Source organism: Carboxylicivirga agarovorans (assembly GCF_050589845.1).
Classification (GTDB): domain Bacteria; phylum Bacteroidota; class Bacteroidia; order Bacteroidales; family Marinilabiliaceae; genus Carboxylicivirga; species Carboxylicivirga agarovorans.
In genome coordinates this window covers 70,063-92,370 of the sequence record NZ_JBNGPA010000012.1, presented here as the reverse complement: position 1 = coordinate 92,370, position 22,308 = coordinate 70,063, and the positions used below count along the sequence as shown (strand labels likewise).

13 protein-coding genes are annotated in these 22,308 nt (G+C 38.7%); 2 read left to right on the top strand and 11 right to left on the bottom strand.

The features are described 5' to 3' along the window. Positions 1-8 precede the first annotated feature (8 nt). The 5 genes from ACRD69_RS13725 to ACRD69_RS13705 all read right to left on the bottom strand — a co-directional run bounded on the left by ACRD69_RS13725 (position 9) and on the right by ACRD69_RS13705 (position 10,671). Entirely contained in the window at positions 9-2,423 is a 2,415-nt protein-coding gene (locus tag ACRD69_RS13725; RefSeq protein ID WP_430815671.1) for a T9SS type A sorting domain-containing protein, read from the bottom strand. Positions 2,424-2,438: 15 nt separating this feature from the next. Continuing rightward, positions 2,439-3,647 carry a hypothetical protein gene (locus tag ACRD69_RS13720; RefSeq protein WP_430815670.1) on the bottom strand — a complete coding sequence of 403 codons (1,209 nt, stop codon included), beginning with the start codon at positions 3,645-3,647 and terminating at the stop codon, positions 2,439-2,441. Between the two features lie 6 nt (positions 3,648-3,653). Beyond that, complete coding sequence (locus ACRD69_RS13715) at positions 3,654-4,907, bottom strand: hypothetical protein (protein ID WP_430815669.1); 1,254 nt, start codon at positions 4,905-4,907, stop codon at positions 3,654-3,656. A 343-nt stretch (positions 4,908-5,250) separates the two neighbouring features. Continuing rightward, positions 5,251-9,084 carry an ATP-binding protein gene (locus tag ACRD69_RS13710; protein WP_430815668.1) on the bottom strand — a complete coding sequence of 1,278 codons (3,834 nt, stop codon included), beginning with the start codon at positions 9,082-9,084 and terminating at the stop codon, positions 5,251-5,253. Positions 9,085-9,123: 39 nt separating this feature from the next. Next, positions 9,124-10,671, bottom strand: a complete 1,548-nt coding sequence (locus tag ACRD69_RS13705; RefSeq protein ID WP_430815667.1) for a sulfatase family protein — start codon at positions 10,669-10,671, stop codon at positions 9,124-9,126. A 205-nt stretch (positions 10,672-10,876) separates the two neighbouring features. Here ACRD69_RS13705 and ACRD69_RS13700 point away from each other — a divergent pair, with 205 nt between their 5' ends. Both ACRD69_RS13700 and ACRD69_RS13695 read left to right on the top strand, forming a co-directional pair. Then, positions 10,877-11,779: a carboxylesterase family protein gene (locus ACRD69_RS13700; RefSeq protein ID WP_430815666.1), complete on the top strand. Its 903-nt coding sequence runs from the start codon at positions 10,877-10,879 to the stop codon at positions 11,777-11,779. Between the two features lie 29 nt (positions 11,780-11,808). Then, a complete protein-coding gene (locus tag ACRD69_RS13695) occupies positions 11,809-13,386 on the top strand; it encodes a sulfatase family protein (RefSeq protein ID WP_430815665.1) in 1,578 nt (525 codons plus the stop codon). Positions 13,387-13,889: 503 nt separating this feature from the next. On the opposite strand, the gene ACRD69_RS13690 is transcribed toward ACRD69_RS13695, so the two are convergent. The 6 genes from ACRD69_RS13690 to ACRD69_RS13665 all read right to left on the bottom strand — a co-directional run bounded on the left by ACRD69_RS13690 (position 13,890) and on the right by ACRD69_RS13665 (position 22,300). Further along, entirely contained in the window at positions 13,890-14,519 is a 630-nt protein-coding gene (locus ACRD69_RS13690; protein ID WP_430815664.1) for a hypothetical protein, read from the bottom strand. A 229-nt stretch (positions 14,520-14,748) separates the two neighbouring features. Further along, positions 14,749-16,233 (bottom strand): sulfatase family protein, encoded by a 1,485-nt coding sequence (locus ACRD69_RS13685; RefSeq protein ID WP_430815663.1) that lies wholly within the window; start codon positions 16,231-16,233, stop codon positions 14,749-14,751. Positions 16,234-16,245: 12 nt separating this feature from the next. Beyond that, a complete protein-coding gene (locus ACRD69_RS13680) occupies positions 16,246-17,880 on the bottom strand; it encodes a sodium:solute symporter (protein ID WP_430815662.1) in 1,635 nt (544 codons plus the stop codon). Positions 17,881-17,898: 18 nt separating this feature from the next. After that, positions 17,899-18,939: a glycoside hydrolase family 130 protein gene (locus ACRD69_RS13675; protein ID WP_430815661.1), complete on the bottom strand. Its 1,041-nt coding sequence runs from the start codon at positions 18,937-18,939 to the stop codon at positions 17,899-17,901. Between the two features lie 553 nt (positions 18,940-19,492). Then, a complete protein-coding gene (nqrF, locus tag ACRD69_RS13670; protein ID WP_430815660.1) occupies positions 19,493-20,743 on the bottom strand; it encodes an NADH:ubiquinone reductase (Na(+)-transporting) subunit F in 1,251 nt (416 codons plus the stop codon). 165 nt (positions 20,744-20,908) lie between these two features. After that, on the bottom strand, positions 20,909-22,300 hold the full coding sequence (locus ACRD69_RS13665; RefSeq protein ID WP_430815659.1) for an MFS transporter: 1,392 nt from the start codon (positions 22,298-22,300) through the stop codon (positions 20,909-20,911). Between the last annotated feature and the right edge of the window lie 8 nt (positions 22,301-22,308).

Genomic DNA, 22,308 nt, shown 5'->3' with positions numbered 1-22,308 from the left:
TGTTTTAGCTACTGTTTTATAAATTTTAACGCTGCCGATTTTTGCCCATTAGTAATCCTTAATACATAGGTACCTGCAGGCAATCGACTCAGGTCAATTAACTCACTATTATAATTTGTATAAGATTCAATTAATTGTCCCCTAAGTGAATATATGCTCAGGTTGGCATTTTTTAGCCCATTCACCTTTGCCATATCACTTGCCGGGTTAGGAGTAATTTGGTAGGGTAACTTATCCGTTTCAAAATTAATAACGTTTGTGGTCGTATCAAATTGTTCCATTAAAAATTCAGCTGCATGCCCCCAAGTTCCATCCGGTTCGATCAACCATTTTCCATCCATCCACTCATACAAAAAGTCGGTTTCATATTCCACTCCTTTTTGCCAGGTAAATCCATCGGGTGCCCCCTGCTGACCTGAGCAATATAAATTCCACAGGTAGAAATAAGGTAAATCCATGGCTAAAGCCAAACCACACAGTTTATCATACTTCGTTCGGATTTGTGAACGACTATGACTTGAGTACGGAGCATTTTCGTTAATCGCAAACTCTCCTATCTGAACTGATAAATCACCACACTCTCCTGTTCCTGTTGTATAATAATTAATCATCTCCAATCCTGTCCACATTGCCGATGGAAATGGATAATCGTTGTTTTCCCATCCTCCGTCGTAGGCTGACCAGGATGCCAGGTCTATACGGACATGTGGAACTACATCCGCTGCCAGGCAAGGGGTATTGTTATCCATCATGGTTAAGCGATTGCCATTACTATCTTTCATCCATAACTTATTCAACTCAATCCCATGCATGACTCTCGCCGTGGCATCCGGAAATTCATTACGTGCACGTTCTGTACCTCGTTGTCGCGCTCTGAACATGCGAGCCATACCTGCAATCGTCCATTCCACATCATCAGGTATTAAAGTTGGATCTTTCTCCCAAAGAACTCCCTGTCCACGTAACATCCAGTCGCCTTCCCAGTTTTGGTAAACAAAGGTTTTCTCCAAATGCCCATAGGTTTCCAATAGCTTTACTGTTAATTCGTACCACTGTTGTTCCTCATCTAAATAAGAGGCGTGCTGAAAATCGGGTCCATCCTTATAGTCACCTTTATTTTTTGAGGTTACCCAAAAGGTGTGTGTTTTGATATTCGAGCGACTATATAAATCCTGAATCTCCGAAACATCTAATAATTCCACCACCCTGTTGACATTGCTCCAGCTATGATTAAAAGGGTAGGCAGAGCTCATCTTTCCGTTAATAGCGGACAAAGTTGTTTTAATAGCCGTTGAACCAAACTCTTCATAGTAATCCAAGCCTTCGGTCATAAACGGTTTATCGGTAAAATGATACCACCCAGCAATATGCGAAGCACCAAAAATATCACGAAGCTGTTCTCTTTCATTATTCACGGATGGCTTGTACTGATTGACCAGATCAACAATAGCCGAAGATGTTGTTAATGTTTCGCTGTAGTGCACACGCACATCACCATTATTTACCAGGCTAAAGTTGGGGTTGTCCGAAGTCAGGTTAGTAAAATTAACCCCTTCACCCAAACGCAATAAACCGTTCTCTTGAATATTGAGTGTAAATCCAGCAGCTTCAGCCTTTTTATTCAGATTACCATTATTAATCATTTGAGTGTATATGCTCCCCCCATCCTTAATAGTAATGGAAGAACCTTCACCAGCGGTTGTATTCTTGGTAAATAAACTCAAGTCATTACAAACTATTAAACCATTTACCTGCAAATCAGCTTTAGCATTGACAGAGCTCCATTGATAGGTACTTCCGGTTAAACCTAAGGTGCCTTTTACATGAATGTATGAATAGCGATCAGTGGTTACAGTGACCCGGTTATCCGATTTAACAACCAGGTTCTCATCAGTCACCAGATTGTATAAATCAATAACAACATTCTTTTCACCACTGTCACTAAACATGTTTAATGTTTGAGGGTGAAAATAACCCTTGCCTGTTATGTAAGTTGTGGCATCCTGCAGGTTCAGATAAATGCGACTATTATACTTAAACTGAGAACCGTCACCTGTCGTTCCTGGTTGCAAACGACCAGCCGAGAATGTACCTTGACACTCAAGACTACCGTTAATCACTAAATCTTTGGCAAAATTATCGGTATCATGTCCCATGCTTAAGCGGGCTGATTGTTTGATTTTAAGATGACGACAAAGCGTTACTCTCTCTCCTGAAGTGCTTCCCTGCGCATCGATGTGAACCGAATGATAATTCTCAATTCTGATGTCATCAGAACCAGTTGGCACACGTCCTGCAGACCAAAGACTCGGATCGGACCAATTCCCACTTTTAACAGAGTAGATAGCACCGGAAAAGTCAATCTGCGCACTTATATTTACCACACAGAATAAACCTATTATTATGTATAAAATCTTCTTCATAAACTTTTCTGCCGTTTAGAGCTTACCCAGCACCTCGATCCCTTTCTTTTTGAACACCTCATATTCCGGATATACTTTGTGCTCCTTCTTATAAGATTTCAGGAATTCATTCATCTCTGCATAGAAATTCTGGTGCAGATAGTAAACCGGCTTTTTCTTCCCCTCTTCACTGATCATTGACATCCCCTTAGATACACCGGCTTTGGTATATTCGTTATTGTACATCTCCCAATGCAAGGCGAAAGGTAAATCCAAATCCAGGCTGACACGCATCATTCGCTTAGTCAAGAAGTGCTGTTTATCGTCATCCTGGTTTTTATTTGTCTGATAACCATACTCGCCAATATAAACCCTACGTTTAAAAGGGATACCTTCTTTCTCAGGTAGTTTGCTCTCAATGTAGTCCATGGCTTCGCCCACCACTTTCTTTAACTCTAAGTAGGTTGGCTTCTTCTTAATGATCTCATAACTTGAATATGATACCAGATCCGGATTGGTATGTGGCAGCACGCTATTAACAATGCACTTTTCACCTTGCATGCCTTTCAGTACCAGGTTTAACTCCACATAATGCCACAGCTCCACATCTTCGTGAGGCGTATCTCTTTTAGCATCATCCACTGCGATCTGACGGATGTTAAACCAGTCAATCATGCCTTGGATTCGCTCGTCAGAAGGAGTACTTTTCCTATCGTAACCCGAATGCAATAACCAATCGCCTTCCCAGTTACCCCATAAGAAGGTTTTACCGGAACCACTGTATTTTTTCAATACATAGGCGGTTAAATCATACATCTCGCGATATAGCATCATCTTCTCTTCTGAAGTCAAGCCATCCTGCCATTTGGCCTCAGTAAAGGTATGTACCCAGGCAAAGATGTATTTAAAATCCATGTCCATCACCGCCTGGTAATCCTTTTTCTTCTTAATAAGATCAAGCGTTGTGTTAATACCCTGAGCCGGCTTCATCCCATAAGATTTGGCATAGTTTTTACCCATTGAAATCTTCAGGATATTGGATCCCATACCACGTATATGCTTAGCCTGCTCAACAATAAATGACTCCTTTGTAAATTTATATTTCGCACCAATGGCCTGCGTTCCGCATACAAAGTTATAGTCCTCCAGTTTGGGTGCTTTATCAAAGATCTCTCCTTCCACCTTTTGGGCTTTAAGCTGGCCCACAATAGTTAATGCTATCAATAAAACGATTAAAATTCTCATAGCGCTTTATTTAAGTGACTTAAAGTTTAAGGCAGCTTCTTTAAAAGCTGTAAGGGATGGTGCCTCATTATGCTTTCTGTAGTACTTCTCTATAAAGCGCTGACTTTCTTTGTAAAACTGATTATGAGTGTACCATATTTTCTGTTTCTTACCCTCATCATTAATCATCCAGTAACCTACCTGCTCACCTGTTTCTTTTTTAATCTCGTTGTTATACATTTCCCAGAACAGAATAAAAGGAGATTCCCATTCTAAGCCGGCTTTTATTACCCACTTGGCGCGTTCATCTTGCTTTTCTTCACCATGGCTTATAAAAGGATTTCCATATTCGCCAATCCACACACGTTTGCCTTCCGGCAATCCTTCTTTTTCTGGCAAATAAGATTCGATGTAGTCCAATGCTTTTTTCAGGCTGGCGTTCAGTTCAGTTTCTGTTTTAGGAGGATTAGTCACATCGTAAGTCGAATAGGATACATAATCAGGATTGACTTCTTGCAAGACTGAATTGGTTAATACCTTATCACCTAAATCTATAGCACGCTGTATAAGATTGACCTCCATATAATGATAGATCTCAACATTCTCATACTCTGTATCGCGCTTGGCATCATCAATGGCTTTCTGGCGTATTTTAAACCATTTTTTAATGCCTTCCAATGTTGCCGGATCAGCCGGCTTTGTGCGATCATAATCCCAGCGCAGGTGCCAGTCTCCTTCCCAGTTACCCAAATAGAATACTTTACCTGAATTGTTAAATTCTTTCAACATATAAGTAGTCAGCTCATACAATTCGTCATACAAGGCGTCTGCATAGCAATCTTCATAACCTCCAATAAACTTTATTTGAGTTGTGTCATTTTTCTTACCCGGAGGTTCTGGCAAGTACTGTGAAAAACCATATACCCAGATATGATAGTACTTGAAATCCATGTTCAACACCTCTTTCACAGATGGTTCCAGTTGCGCCAGTTTGGTTAAAGAAGTAATATCTTTGTTTTCAGGCAGACCATAATTTTCGGTGCAATAGCGTGGGTGCATAGAGAACTTCAACAGATTGGAACCCATGTCTTTTATTTGACGTGCGGTTTCCACCAACATGGATTCTTCGGTGAACTTATATTTTGATCCTACCGTTTGTGTGCCGATTACATAGTTGTAATCCTTAATCTCTTTTTGAGGAATATCATCCTTCAGTTGGCCAGCCAATGCCCAGGCACTAACTAAAATTACCAGAGGTATGATAAAATAGATAATCTTCATATGCTTTATTTTACTTAACTGTTATTGACAATCTTATTTATACAAGTACATTGTCTGTTTTAGATCCTTTGATTTCGACTTGATGTACTATCACGATTGCAATATGAAAAACAATAACAAAAGAAGGGTTTGATTACTGTGCAGATAGGTTGAATCTCCAACCCACCACTACATAGCATTGATTTACTATTACTTACCAAGGACAAAAACACAACAAACTATACCTGTAACATTAGATTTGTTATCCACTCTACCACCTTTTAACACAAAATATATACTCAAAAAAAATGCGGATAAGACCAAAGTCCTCCGCATTCATATTTTAAACTTCAGTAGTTGACGATCAACTCTGACTCTCCATAAATTCTTTTGGTGTTTTACCATGGAATTTTTTGAACACCGTACTAAAATACTTCGGGTCATGAAAACCAGATTCGTATGCCACATCTGCAATTCTCATATTCTTCCCTGACTTAAATAACTCAACTGCATGGTTGAGCTTGATCTTTATCATGAGGTCAGATGGCGTCATTCCTGTCAATCCTTTTAGTTTTCTGAACAAGTTTGAACGACTTAGCCCTAAACGCTCACATAGTATATCAATTGTAAAGTCCCTGTCCGTCATGTTTTCCTTGATGAGTTGAACTGCATTAGACAGAAATTCTTCATCAGGAGAAACAGAAGTCACCTTCTTTTCTTCATCTATATGAGCAGACTGACCTAAGGCCTGACGAGTGCGCAATAAATTGTTGATGGTCGCCTTTAAAACATCTATACTAAAAGGCTTTTCCACGTAGGCGTCAGCTCCCACTTCTAATCCTTCTACCTTATCATCCACACCTATTAGCGCGGTAATCATTATCACAGGAATGTGACTGGTTTTGAAGTTACTTTTTATAACCTGACACAATTCTTTACCATTCATTTGTGGCATCATGACATCAGTTATAATTAAATCAGGATTTTTCTCAACAGCTAACACTAAGCCCTCTTTTCCATTAGGCGCCTCAATAACTCTGTAGTTTTTTATCAACTCTGATTTTATTGTTGCCCTTAAGTCGTCGTTATCTTCAACAAGTAACACTAGCTTATTTTCACCAATAATGTCAGATACATTAGCATTATCATCATCATGACTTTCATCCAGGATAATTTCATCACCTTTAAAGTGCTTGGAGCCCAATAGCAATTCAACTGAAAATGTTGAACCAATGTTTTCTTTGCTTTCAAGGTATATTTTACCATGGTGCAATTCAACAATGCGTTTAGCTAACATCAAACCAATACCTGTACCTGATATGCCACTTAAGCGTACATTCTCACCTCGCGTAAATCGCGAGAATATTTGTTTTTGCTGTTTCTCAGGTACCCCAAGCCCATTATCAACAAAATCTATTTTAAGCTTCCCGTCCAATAATTTGGTTTCAATCTTAATACTCCCTCCTTCTTCTCCATACTTTATAGCATTGGATATCAAGTTATTGAATACGCGACTGATCTTCACTTTATCTACCCATAGATTAACTTCATGTGATGATACCTTCAGGTCCATTGATTTTTTCTCAAGCAATGGTTGAAAATCATTTGATATTGATTTAAGCAATTTCTCTAGATCAACTTCCTGCACCTTTAGCTTTAACTTTTGACGTTCTGCCTTCTGAAATTCCAATAGTTGCGAAACATATTCGTTAAGATTCCCGGCGTTACGCATGATCAGGTCAACAGAATCTTTACTTTTATCAGTCTTAGGTAGCTGTTCTACCAACAATTGAATCAATGATATTGGTGTCCGGATATCGTGCGCTACATTGACAAAGAACTGTATTTTTTCATCACTAAACCGTTGCTTTTGCCTGGCTTGATTAATAGAGATCAGTAACAAAATAAGTCCCAAAACTACGACCGCATAAATAATAAAAGCCCACCACCTTAACCATAAGGGATTTAGAATCTTAATATTCAAACGATACTCCGACTCCAGGTATTTCCCATCCGGTGAAATAGCTTTTACAACTAATTGATAGTTACCCGGGTTTATTTTACTATATCTGGCTCTTCGGTTATCAGACCACAAAACAGGCTGTTCATCATACCCCAATAATTGCCATTCAAAACTACTTTTTCTGGGGCCATGCAATTCAACTACTTCAAATGAAAAGGCTAATGAATTCTGGTTATAGGTTAGCTCCAGCGCATCGATGTAGTTAAGATCTTTTATAAGAGTCAGTGAATCGGGCTTTAATCCATTAATAAGAAACTCTGACACTCTTAAGCGACCAGTATTGTTGTACTCCCTAACACTGTCTGGATGAAAAATAACGGCTCCATCAGGACCTCCAAATGCCAGTTCTCCATTCTTCAATTTGGCAGATGCTCCAAAACCAAATTCGTTAGCTACAATACCATCCTTTGTATCGTAATGCCTAAAGTGTTTTTTATTCATGTCGAGCTTCCAGAGCCCTGTGCTGGCTGCCAGCCATAGATTATTGGAATTATCATCCAACAAAGAGTATACAATACCAAGTTGCTTATTGCTTTCTGGATTTAATTGCTCAACGTCATTAGATTGTAAATCATAGACAAATAAACCTTTATCATTGCCAATCCACAAATTATGTTGGTCATCGTAAAATAATCCATATACACTAGTAAGTACATTATTCGCTATTTCAGTTGAATATGTCAATCTTCGATGACTACCATTACGTTTATTTAACTCAAAAACACCATTCATGCCACCAACGTATATGGTCTCATCTTTTCCCTTGACAAAATACTTGGCACTTCCGACCGGATAAGTTTGATGCAGTCTACCACCAACAAAACACATAACCGGGCCATCGGTCCCCCCTATCCAGACCTCATCATCGTCAACAAAAGTGGTAAATACCAATTTATGAGGTGATTTTTTAATTAGTTTCCTAGAATCTGATAAGCCTTTGAGTGGATCAAACTCAATGATTCCTTCACCATATGTTCCCAACAACAGATGCCTATGGTACCCTGAGATAGACAACACCGGAATAGCTGATAACTGATTGAATCGATTAAAGGTAGACCATTCACCGCTTGGTGACAAACGACTTAATCCATCTTCTGTACCAAACCATATATTACCAAGGTTATCGTCACATATTGAACGAACACTATTATTGTGCAAACTATTTTTCTCATTTAATATGTGAGTAATATTCTTAAACGGCTTATTGGTATTGTAAAGAATATCAATCCCGGTTTCTCCTGAGGCCAGCCAATACGTATTAAATTCATCAATGTAGATGTCATGAATACTATTCTGCCTGATGCTATTAAAATTATCAGGATCATGCTCGAATTGTAGCAAGATCTTAAGTGATTTATCCATAACAAATAAACCTAGTCTGTCAACCGCAACAATAGCTTCTCCCTGCCTATTGAAAGCAATACTCCTCACGGTATTATAGCTATCAGCTGATCTAAATAAATTCGGCTGGTAAATTTCCCCCTGTTCATCAATAATTATCAGACCATTGTTTTCAGTACCTACCCAGAGTCTTTTATCGTCATCACTATCAAAATGAATGATATCCATCTGCTCCAAATGAACTTCGCTTTTTGAAAGTTTCCCATTTTGAAATAGAAAAATATGAATGCCTTTGGATGTAGCCAGATAAACTTTACCATCATTTGCTTGAAGGTGACGGTTATAAGTTAACTCAGGAAAAAGTACTTCGCTAAAGCTGTTTTCTTCAATATCATAAACCACAAGCCCATTAAGCATTCCAATGACCATATGGCTACCATCAACCAAGCTGGCAGATATAAAATCTTGCTCATAAGGCTCCCCAAGCATAACAAAGTCATCATGGTCATAGCTATACTTGTAAATACTACCACCTGTATTAATGACAAACAGTTCACCCTGGTGATTAATGAGTTCAATAACCCTGTTTCCCCATTTGTTATTTTTCTGATCAAAGGAATAGTTGCGAACTTCATATCCCGAATGTCTGCTGAGGCCATTGGAAGTGGCAATCCACATATAGCCCAATGAATCCACCTCAAAATCATTGACATAACCATTACTCAATCCATCTTCAACTCCCAGGTGCTTTATTTCATAAGCACTGATCGACTGACTCTGGAAAAGTAATAGAAAAAGTAATACTGCATAACACTTCCCACCTACTGCTTTCATTATTCAATTCTTTATTATCTCTATGACAAAAATAAAATATTATTCGTTTGCCTGTGGGCGAAACAATTGGGTATGCCCCTTGGTTGCCCCATTTCTATTCTTATGGCGTTTCCATTGCAATTGTTCAGTACGTTCTAAGGAATTTTCTTCTTCCTCCTGCATCCATTTATTCAGCTCATCCTTTTTATTTCGTACTTGAAAAGCTGGCAGCATGTAATCATTTGTAACCTTCATTTGTATCTCCAATGCCAATCTTAGTTGTACAGCAATTTCCTGGTATTCGGGATCATTTATCAGATTATGCAAGGCCTCCGGGTCAGTCTCGTAATCATATAGTTCTTCGACGCATCTATATACCCAATGTTCATAGCGTTCTTTCACTGCCGACTTTGAAGCTGCCTGTGCCTTCATACATTTGTGTGTTGCATATGAATCAGCCGAACATTTAAAGGGGTATTTACCCGTAGCCCAGGCATTGAATACGTATCCGTATTTCTTAGTCAATACTGTGCGCGTTGGTCGTGGCACACCACCAGCATTCTCATCAAATTGAGCAAATACATATTCCTGGCTATTTAATTTATTGCCTTTCAGTGCCTCGTAGAATGACAAACCTTCTATTCCTTCAGGCTGTTCAATACCTGCCATATCCAGGACCGTAGGCATAAAATCGATGGCTGAGATCATGTTACTTCTATTTACAGTTCCAGATTTAATGTGTTTTGGCCAGCTAACGATCCAGGGTGTACGAATGCCATTAAGGTAAACAGAGGATTTAGCAAAGGGTAAAGGCATACCATGGTCTGATACAAATATCACAATGGTATTTTCAATGTATTTGCTTTCTGCCAACACCTCCAGAATGGAACCAACACAATCATCTCCCCGTTTTACTGAATTATAATAATTGACGATCTCTTGTTTCACCTTGGGGGCGTCAGGTAAAAAAGCCGGAACCTCAACCTCTTCCTTTGTATAGGTCCTGGAAGGAGCAAAAGCATCAAAACCTTGCTTTTTAGATTTAATATCATTGAAAAATGGTTTGTGCGGGTCCGCCACATTCACAACACAATAAAAAGGTTGTTTTTCTTTGTTTGCAACAGCAAGAAAGTCTTTTAATTGATTTCCATACGCATCCGCAGAACGCTTTTCTGCTCCACTGAACTTCAAGTTAACGTCCCAGTACTTTTCGAAATCGGGACTCAGGCTGGTATCTGCTGCTTTATTAATTACTCCTGTCAGATAACCATTCTCTTTCAGCACTTCTGGTAAAGTCTTAAAATCAACATCCACGTAATAAAATCCACGCATACCACTTTGATGAGGATAACGACTGGTTTGAAAGACACAACGCGATGGAGAACAGTTGGAAGCTTGAACATAAGCCTTTTCAAAGCGCATACCCTCCTCTGCCAGGCGGTCAATATTCGGTGTTATATCCGGAATACCACAACCATAAGCCCCTATGGAGTTCCAGTTCATGTCATCAACTGTGATGAATAAAATATTCGGTTTGCTTTTAGAAGACGCATCAATTTGGAAACTAAATGCGCATAAAAGAACTATGATAAAACTGATTTGCTGCATATTATATTTTTGCCACTAAAACTACTACGAACTTCTTTAAGCATTGTTTAGTAGATATCCAGAAAGGTGTAAATACTGGTCAATTCAACTTCTCTGAACATCTAATGTCAATATTATCAACCTAATTGACAGGCATACAAACCTCGATCATTTTCCACTTCCTTATTTTGCATCCATTAACTCACTTAAGAAAAAACAATCTATAATGAAGTATTTACCTATTTATTTAATGTGCATAGGCCTGACGTTCATCTTCGCACTCAATGCTTGTAATAAAAGTTCAGACCAGGCAAATATAGAAGAGGAAGTGTCGGAAGAATCACCTGATAATAAAAACAAAGATAAGGTCACTGATTATTCAGATATTAAAAACCTGCCCCAGGATACCGGGGGCGAACAGCTTGCCTACCTCAAAGGCAGCACAACAGCCAGCTATGGCTATTATGCCTATACACCTTCTGCCTATCATCAGGGAACAGAACAATACCCATTGATTATATCCCTTCATGGGGCCGGAAAAAGAGGAGATGGCACTAATATTGATGACCTGAAAAAAGTACTATGGCTCGGTCCTAGCAACCTGATAAAGAAAGGGGAATGGTCTCCTTCGTACCCGGCCATTGTGGTAGCTCCTTTAACATCAACAAATTGGGAACCTAAAACATTACATCAATTCATTGAACATCTCACAAATACTTACAGAGTTAATGAGCAACGCATCTATTTAACTGGCAATAGCATGGGTGGATTCGGAACCTGGAACTACATTCAGGAATATGGCGAAAGCGCTAATGTAGCTGCCATCATTCCCATCTGTGGAAAAGGGAATCCTGATTTAGCTCATCAGTTTACTAACATTCCAGTCTGGGCTTTTCATGGGGTTGATGACAACACAGTGGATGTGTATGGAAGCATTAACATGGTAAAAGCTATTAAGGAACTGGAAGTTGATATGACTTATACCCCAAAATTAACGCTTTACCCTGGTGTAGGTCATGATTGCTGGACAATGACTTACGATGGCTCCGGAATGGGGCAAGGCAATCCCAATTTTGATGCTTTTGATATGAGCATTTACGATTGGCTGTTCAGGTATAAAAAGGAATAAACATCTATTAATAGTTTAATTATAAATCTATGAACAAAACATTTAAATATGGTTTTGCAGGGCTAATTCTGATTATTCTGGGTGCTGCTTACAAACCCTCAAAGGATATTGAAAAGGAAAAGCACCCCAATGTATTAGTGATTATGTGCGACCAGTTGAATTATGAAGCCTTAAGTTGCTATGGAGGGCCTGTGCCAACGCCCAATATCGATCGAATTGCCAAGGAAGGCGTACGATTTACAAAAGCCTATAGCACAACTCCTTTTTGTTCACCTTCCCGGGCCTCGATTGTAACCGGGCTTTATCCGCATCAACATGGTGTGGCCCATAACCTGGGGTTCAAGCAAAAGGAAGGCATCACTCTTGAGGATGAAACAACTGGTAAATTATTGAATAAAAAGGGGTATAAAACCCATCAATTTGGAAAGTGGCACATTGAGAGCGATTCCTTAAATTATTTGCCTTACTATACCGACCAGTACGACTATGGCTACCAGTACAAAAAAGAAATGGAAGACAAGGGCATTACTGTTCGTAAAGATGACGGTAAGGATTGGATGAATTTTTACAATCAGTTTTGGCCAGTAGAAGTTAGCCCTTATATGAAAGAAAAAAGGGATTATCTTGAAGCTTTGTGGGCGGATCATAACAATAAGGACTTTCCTATTAAAATGGGACGATTAAGATTAACTCCAGAGGTTTGGATTGACGATAAGTTAGCTAATCTGACGGTTGATAGAATTCGAAGCGCTACATCCGATAACGATCCGTTTATGATTACAACCTCTTTCATCTGGCCACACGACCCTAACTTTGTTCCGGACCCATACTATGGCTTATTTAATCCTGATTCTTTACAGATGCCTGCAAGCCAATTTCCGGATAAGAAATTTGATAACTCATGGTCACGAAGAATGGTAAAAGGCTATGGAGACGAAGGGCTTAAAGAGTTTATGCGTATCTATTATGGAGCAGTAAAATACCTCGACGACAGGGTAGGTAAGATATTGGCGGAACTAGAGAAACAAGGTATTATAGATGAAACCCTGATCATCTTCACTTCAGACCATGGTGATATGATGGGAGGCCACGGCATGGTATGGAAGGTTAATGAATCGTTTTACGAAGAACAAGCGGCTATCCCTTTCATAATCCGTTATCCGAAGCTACTACAACCTGCTGTTTCAGACATTCCAGTGAGCCTGGTAGATATGAAACCAACCATTCTAGCTATAACTGAAACACCGTTTGAACAAGATGTGGCAGGCGTAGATTTAATTCCTTTCCTAACCGGAGAAAAGGATAAATCAATGGCTCCCAAATACTCATTTTGTGAGCGAATAAAACCTAATCCCAATGGTAGTCGTGAGGTGTTGGAAGATTCAAAAGGATCTTTTATGGTTCGCAATGAGCAATTCAAGTTAATCATCTTCCATGATGGAGATCGCTTCTTTTATGATTTGAAGAATGATTCGAATGAAACAGAAAACATTATTAATGACAGTGCTTATAAGGAGCAAATTCTTGAGCTGGAAAACGCCTTGCAAAACTGGTTAGATGAGACGGGTTGGAAAGGAGCCAAAATCAACTACCTGTATCGCTCCTAATATTTCAAGGCAGACCTTATCGTGAATATCAGTATTTGATAAAACCAGAGTCAGGCCGCAAAACGGTCTGACTTTGTTTTTTATGTCAATTATGGACATAGCATATATTGGTTGCAATATAGGATAGGAAACCTCAAACTTTATACATGAAAAAACCTATGAAGTTAGATTCACAGGTTTCACTTAAAAATATTTTTAACTATCATCACATTTTTAGGAAGACTCATTGAATTCTATTTGAAAAATAGCAGAGGCGACTTTTTCACCCTAATTAAATCAAGATTCGAGATATTCATTTTGCAATACGACAATTGGTTTATCAGTACTTGAAAGATTTACAACAATAAATAAAAGTCCTTTATCAATTATCTAATTCGATTAATCGACAGCTTCTTGATATACCATTATGAAAATGCAACGTAATAAACTCTATGTCTTTCGTATCTATTTCTTGTAAACTCATATCCAAAAAGATTAATCTCAAATTCACCTGCACCTCTTCATTATTCAATACTTTCAATTGAATCTATGAATAGATTACCGTCAGCAGCAATGATTTTTCCCTTAATAGTGGCTCTTTTATATTTATACATGGGTAAAGTAAACTCATGTACACCACAGGCATTCCAGTTTAAAACGTAGATGTTCCCGTCATCGGCATCAAACATCCAATTCCAGTGCTTATTGACCATGGTTGCAAATAAAAGCCCTTCCTGCTCAAAGACTTTGGATGCTTTCCCTTTAAAAATCTTTGGTTTTAATTCGTCTATTACAACCTTTGGCAATTCTATGATATCAGCTGATACTACTTTTCGGATGTCACTGTTTTCCTTGTCCTTCGCTAAAAGCACATCAAGTTTTACCTTTCTGCCTTTAATTTCCTTGTACTTGGTGGCACATTGATTAAATGCACTTTTGGCAATCAATCGTCTGGTACCATCCGTTTCAACAAAGTATAACAATGCTGACTCCGGCGTAATATCCCGGATTACATATCCGGTCAGATTGATAGTCTTTTTGTCGGCATTGGAGCGTTTCCCCTTAGCACTGACAGGATGAGACTGACTTAACAACATCATTGCAACGAAAATAAGTCCAATAGAGTTAAACTGGTTGATAATTGTTTTTTTCATTTTGTTGGATTTAGTCTTAATAATTAGCTAGATGCTAAATTACCTTGCTCACAACAAGTTGATATCGTTTACTAACCATAAAGGTTTAAATTCTAACAGCTAATTATCATACAGATGATTAACCTACTCTGCCTAATCAAAAAACCTCTACCAACTGTGTTGATAGAGGCCTTTTAACAAACTTACAAAACCGCTTTTACGGTTACTCAGGTACAATTAAAATCCAGTTCTAGTGTTTTTTCCCTTTTTTAGTCGGTGCAACCTGGCGCAACCACCAGTCGCGATCGGGGTTATAATTATATTGCGTTTTTAAGCGTTCTATTTCTTGTCGCAACTGCGCTTCCACCTCGGCATATTCCGGTAATCCAATCAGGTTCTTCATCTCACCCGGATCTTTCTCAAGGTCGTACAACTCATCAATATCATGCTCTAAAAAACAATCTACCAGCTTGTACTTATCTGTGCGTACGGCAAGCATATCAGGTCCGGCATAGGGATATTCATCATCTACATAATACTGGAACAGCATGGACTGACGCCACTCATCATCCTTTTGATACTTCAGCAGGTTCACCATTGACTCGCCCTGCATGTATTCGGGTTGTTCAACACCAGCTAATTCAAGAATAGTAGGTGCCATATCTACATTCAAACATATTTCATTGATGTGTGATTTTGGCTGAATCAATTTTGGATAACGTATAAGCATAGGAATTCGCATTGATGCTTCGTAGGCAATGCGCTTATCCCAGTAGCCGTGTTCACCCATAAAATAGCCGTTATCGCTACTGTAAATAATTACCGTATTTTCCAACTCTCCCATTTCTTCAAGTGTTGCCAACACCTTACCCAACGATTCATCCACCGCCTTTAGGGTTTTCAACAAGCGCATAAACTTATCTCCTTTAACCGGCCAATTCTTAACGGGTAATGAATCCACAGGTACATATTCTTTCCATTTCGCATCAGCTGCTTTAATACGTTGCCATTCCGGTTTGCTTGCAAAAGTTTCGTTAAGCATTCCATGAGGTGGCTCAGGCAACTGCTCCCCGGTATAAAGGTCATTGTGACGCGGAGCCGGTGAGTGATTTTCATGTACTGCCTTATGCCATAAATTCAAACTGAAAGGTTTGCTCTTATCGCGCTTCTCTTTTAACCAGCTAATTGCTTTGTCAGTTAAAATATCTGTCATATACCCTTCTTCCTGGTATTCACGACCATTATCATTCACTTTAGGGTCGAAATAATCACCCTGCCCGTTAAAGCTAAACCAATAATCAAAACCGGGGCGAATGTGCTCAGGCCCTTTTTTGTGTGCCATATGTATTTTACCCACATGCGCTGTTTGGTAACCTGCCTCCTGCAACAACTGTGTGTAAGGCCTGAATTGATTCCAGTCTGGATCCACATGCTTGTTATTCTGATTAACACCATGAATATGTGCATATGTACCCGTTAAAAAACTGGCACGTGAAGGTGAACAGATAGATTGGGTACAAAAATAGTTTTCAAATAACACCCCCTCTTTGGCTAAACGGTCCATATTGGGTGTTTGCAGGAAGGGGTAACGCCCATTTACACCTAATGCATCGTATGGCTGGTCATCGACCAATACAAACAGGAAGTTGGGTTGCTTTACAGTTTTAACAGACTTCAACGTACAACTTACCAGCATAAACACTGTAAATGAAGCAATAAATATATTTCTAATCATTTTGTTACAGATTTAAAAGAAAATAAAGTACATGGTGAAACAGGCCATAACCAATAGCATAGACAACACTCTAAAATTCTTGTACCACACCACATTTGTAAGCTCTTCTGTTTCCTGTTTCCAGATATCAAGTGTCCAGGTATTTTGCTTGACCTTATCCTTGTCAGGCATATGGCTCATCAAACTAACAACAACATTAACAATCACACTCAACACCAAAATAATAGGTGCTAACAATAGAAAGTGAAGTTGTATATCCATACCTAACACATATTTACTAACCATTATGATGGCTGCTAATAATAATCCCGACATCAAGCCTGCAAAAGCACCTTTTTCATTGGAACGTTTCCAGAATAATCCAATAAAGAAGGTTCCAACAATAGGTGGTGCCAGGTAAGATGTCACTTCCTGGTAATAGGCGACCAATGAATCAAACTGCTGTATGATAGGTGCCCAGAAAACAGCAAATACTAATACAAGGAATGAGGTTATACGTCCCACCCAAACCAACTTTTTGCCATCGGCAGATGGATGAAATCGCTTATAAAAGTCCATTGTGAATAAGGTTGACACGGAACTTAGGGTAGCACTTAAGGTGGATGTCAATGCTGATATCATGGCAGCCAGGATAATACCTATCAAGCCAACAGGTAATAATTTCACTATCATGCGTGGATACACCTGGTCTGTGTTAATGCCAAAACTTGATTTCAATGTGCTACCATCAATCATATCATATGGCAGGTTTTCTACTCCAAACAAGTTAATACCCCGTGCAATTAAGCCAGGCAGAATAAAAATAAACAGCGTAAAAAGGTACAGGAATCCCACAAATAAGACACCTTTTCGACCATGGTCAATGGTTTTGGCAGAAAGAACACGCTGTACCATTACCTGGTTGTTGGCCCAGAAGTAAAAACCTAAAATTGGAATCCCTATCCACATGCCCAACCAGGGTACCGTAGGGTCGCTCATGGGTCGGGTTAGTTTTAACCACACACCTTCGTTGAAGCGGGCATATAACTCCTCCCATCCGCCGATTGAATCAAGGGCGAAGAAGTATAAGATGGCAGAACCAATAATTAGCACAGCAGCCTGTATCATATCGGCGTTAATGGCCGATGATAATCCTCCAATAATGGTGTAACTACCAGCCACTGCTGCCATGATGATAATGATGGTAAACAGCTCTAAATCCGGGAAAATCAACTTGATAATCAAGGCTCCTGTGTATAAGGTAGCTGCTGCATCCAAAAATACATTGCCGAAGATGGTGATAAATGAGAAGTAGTAACGTGACTTCTTATCAAAACGCCTCTCAAGAAACTCAGGCATGGTAAAAATGCCCGATTTGATATAAAAGGGTAAAAAGAACAAGGCGAAAAACACCATGACCAATACCGATATCCAGTTGTAGTTAAACACCGCAATACCACTAATAAAACCCTCACCAGAGTGTCCCATAAGGGTGGAACTTGAAACACTGGCTGCAAATAATGAAAGACCTATCACCGGCCAGGTCATACTTCGGCCCGCTAAAAAATAGGAATCTGAATCCTGGCTCTTGCCATTCTTCAGAGCCCACCAGATGATGCTGACCAAAAAGATAACCAGTATGGTTATATCAATTGCACTAATATTCATAGTTATGTTAGATTAAGATTAGACAGCCGGTTCAGATAGTTGGTTTACTTTGGTATTATCCTTAATAAATTGCACCAACTCATGAATATTAGCTGTAGCAGCACAACACCATTGGTCTGAAGCACCATAGTACACATACAAAGTATCATCTACAATAACATTACCTGTTGGGAATACTACACCCCATTTGTATAATCCGTTCTTCTCAATATCTGTTTCGGGTTCCAGAATAAAATCCTGAGTACGGTAAAGTATTTTAGTTGGGTCATTAAGATCTAACAAACAGGCTCCCAAACGGTAGGTGAAATTCTTATCTACCCCGTGATAAAGCATCAACCAGCCCTCATCTGTCTTAAGAGGAGGTGTATTGCCTCCAACCTTGGGTTCCCACCATTCCTCTCCTTTAAGAAGAAGTTTGCTTTCAACATTCCATGACATCATATCATCTGAGGATTTTATCCAGATGGCCGGTGCATCAGTTCCATATTCTTCACCAACATAATTCTTAGGACGATGAAGCATGTAAAACTTACCATTTATCTTCTCCGGGAATAAGATCACATCACGGTCATCAAGGCTTGGCTCTGTTAGTCGCCCAACTTTTTTAAAGTTAACCAGGTCTTTTGAAATAGCTAAAGCAGTATTTCCTACATTCTCTTTTAAACACTTAGGAGCAAACTCACTTAACTTAGGAGCTTCTATCTGGTCATATTCGTTCTTCCAATACTGTCCTGGAGGATAAGGACGAAAAGCATAGGTCATATAATACTCATCGCCAAACTTAACGACTCTTGGGTCTTCAACAGAACCTGCATCATAACCATTCGGATCAGGTGTCAAAACAGGTTTATCCTGAACACGCTTAAAATTAAAGCCATCCGTACTTGTTGCTAGTCCAATATGTATGTGGTGCTCCTTATCATTTCCGGCAGCTCTATACAATAAATAAAATGTACCTTCTTCATACCAGGCAGCAGGATTTGTTGCTACTAAACTTTCCCACTCATTCTCTGGATTTGGTGATAAAATTGGATTCCCTTCAAATTTCTTCAGCTTCATCGTTATCTTCTTTAAATGTTATTTTCTCGTATTCATCTGGCGACACTAAGCCAAACTAATGAGTCAAATATATCTGCCTTTAAAGAAGATGTGGTTTTATAACTGGTCAAGGAGTTTTAATTGTTGTTCACTGACTTTATATCACTAATATAGAGCACCATAAATACACTAATAACTTCATGACTTTCAACCATTTTTAATGATATTCAACTAAATTTCATCCTGAACAAAACATTATAAAGCATGATAATTTACTTAGAGAAGTATGTGTTAATGTCCGGTTCTTATAGTACCATGTGAAAAGTATTAGAACTCAAGAAAAATATGTAATACAACCGTTACCGAATATGCATTTTTCATATATCATTAGGTGTATATTAATTTAATAGGTATCAAGTAAACTGCGTTTTGTGAGATATTTATTAAATATATTGGTTATCATAGACTACCTAAACTATTTGTCAAAGTTGCACAACTTTAGCAAACTGAGGTGTAATTACACCAACACAGCAAATATCTATCCTGACAACAACAAAAATCTTTAAACAGAGCTTTAACTAAATTCATCCAATGCAATATTGTCATCATCTACACCCAAATCATACAACATTTGCCGAACAGCATCGCTCATCTTTGGAGGACCACAGACATAATATTCAACTTCTTCTGGTTCTTCATGGTTTTGTAAGTACTGTTCATAAACTACATCTGATATGAACCCTGTGAATCCTGACCATTTATCTTCAGCTTTGGGGTCCGACAAGGCTACCGTAAAACGAAAGTTATCAAAGTCATTTTCTAAACTCCTTAATGCCTCTTCATAATAGATCTCTTTCTTTGAGCGGGCACCATACCAAAAGGATATTTTTGCATTACTATTTTTTGTGCGAAGCAAGTCAAAAACCTGTGAGCGCAAGGGAGCCATACCGGCTCCACCACCAATGAAAATTAATTCTTTAGCAATCCCTTTTACATAGAAATCTCCGTAAGGGCCTGAAACCATGAGCTTATCGCCTGGTTTGAGTGAAAAAATATAGGACGAGCAAATACCTGGATTCACCCGTTTAAAGTATTTAGTTTTACTAATAGGTGGTGTAGCAATACGAACATTTAATACAATAATATCCTTTTCGGCGGGAGGATTAGCCATGGAATAAACACGATAGGTTTCTTCATTATTGCTCATCTTGAGATCCCACATCTGCATTTGATCCCATTCATAGCAGAAAGGTTCGTCAATAATCATTTCAGCATAATTGATGTAAACCTCCGGAACATAAACTTGAACATACGCCCCTGCACGGAAATTCAAGCTTTCATCTTTGGGTAACTTGATAATACACTCCTTAATAAAGGAGGCAACATTACGATTGGAAACAACCTCGCATTTCCACCTCTTAATACCTAAAACATCCTTCGGCAAGTCTGTCTTTATATCTTCCTGTACTTTTACCTGGCAGGCCAAACGCCAGTAGTTTTGACACTCTTTACGATTGAAGAAAACCGCTTCAATTGGCAAAATTCTTCTACCGCCTTTGGTGACCCGGCATTTACACATACCACATGTGCCTTTACCACCACAGGCAGAGGGTAAGAAAATTTCTAAATTACTTAAGCTTTCCAGCAGTGATGAACCAGCCTGAATATCCCACTCCTTTTCATCATTTATTGTCAGTTTTACTTTTCCTTGTGTCGTTAATTTAGCTTTAGCTAATAATAACATTCCGACAAATGGCATTATAATGATAAAAAACATTGCGATACTAACTAATACTATAGACAGAATTGAATGTCCCGATATCATTTCTCAAGATCTTTGTTTCCCTTCTTTCTAGGTACATAAAATATTAGGCAATGTCAACAGAGCAGCAGAAGTTATAATGAGTATAAATACAATCCATTAGAATTATTTGCTGTTTGTAAAAAAGTAATACTTAATGCCCTTTCTCTTTATTTGTTGTAAATCCAATCATTCTGGTATCGTCTTATTATGCATTTTGCCCCTACTCATTGAAAAATAAATACCTCCGCCACAAATAAAAGCAAAAGTTAAAAAAGCATAATGAATCCCTTTAATAAATAACTTATCAGCTACACCTTCAATTGATTCATTTTTAAAGAAGATCGCAAATAAAGCACTTGCAATTGTCACACTTGCCATTTGGCCTAAAACTCTCATAGTTGCCACCATACCACTTGCCAAGCCCGATTTTGTTTTGTCTATCGAGCTCATGATAGTGTTCATGTTGGGAGAGGAAAAGAGGGCAAAACCAAGGCCAATAAAACCTAAGGTTCCAATAATTGTAAAAGTTGAAGTGTCTGCCGTTAGAAAGGCAAGTCTTGCCAAGCCTAGTGAACAGATTGCCATTCCGCAAGATGCTAAAATGCGAGGTTCGAGCCGGTCGGAAAGGTATCCTGCCAAGGGAGATAGAAAAGCCATTACAATTGGTTGAGCTATTAATATACTACCAGCTTCTTTAGGGCTGTAATGTTGAATCTTTTGTAAATATAAGCTTAGTAGGAATACGATGGCAAAGGTAGCGCTGTAATTGATTAATGCAGCTATATTGGAGTATGCAAAAAGCTTATTTGTTTTGAATAGATGTATAGGAAATATAGGATAGGATACTTTAGCCTGATAAATCAGAAAACTAATAATTAAGAGTGTGCCAACAATTATAAGTACTTGCCCTTGAAGAATTGTAATTTTGGACGAACCATATACAAAACATGATAGGGCTAACATATAAATAAGAACTCCCCATTGATCCATCCTGGATTGTGGAGATTTATTTTCGTCCTTACCCAAAAACAAAAAGGCGACTAACATTACGGATAGTCCAAGAATTCCTGAAATCCAGAAAACACCCTGCCATCCAATGTAATAAGTAACAAATCCTCCAACAACAGGACCAACAGAAAGGCCAATGTATACTGCTGCGACATTTAACCCTAATACTCTTCCTCGTTGGTTGATTGGAAACTCTGAAATGAGGATGGCCGGGCCTGTTGTCATTAGCATAGCAGCTCCTACACCTTGTAGAAATCTAGCTATAATTAGGATTATTGAACTATTAGTAATGGCACATAAAAAAGTGAATAATACAAAGACGATGGTACCTTGCTTAAAAATTTTCTTTGCTCCTTTGATATCTGCCCATTTTCCCATTGGTAATAAAAATATGGCAGATGATAAAAGATAGGAAATAATGATCCAGCTTAACGTTATGGCATCGATATCGAAATGATGTTCAATATCCGGCAGGGCTATGTTAACCGACGAGATAATAAATGGTCCGAGAAAGGATGTAAGAGTTGCAACAAGCAGAACTGACTTTTGAGTCTTGGTCATTTTTTTCATAATCCTCC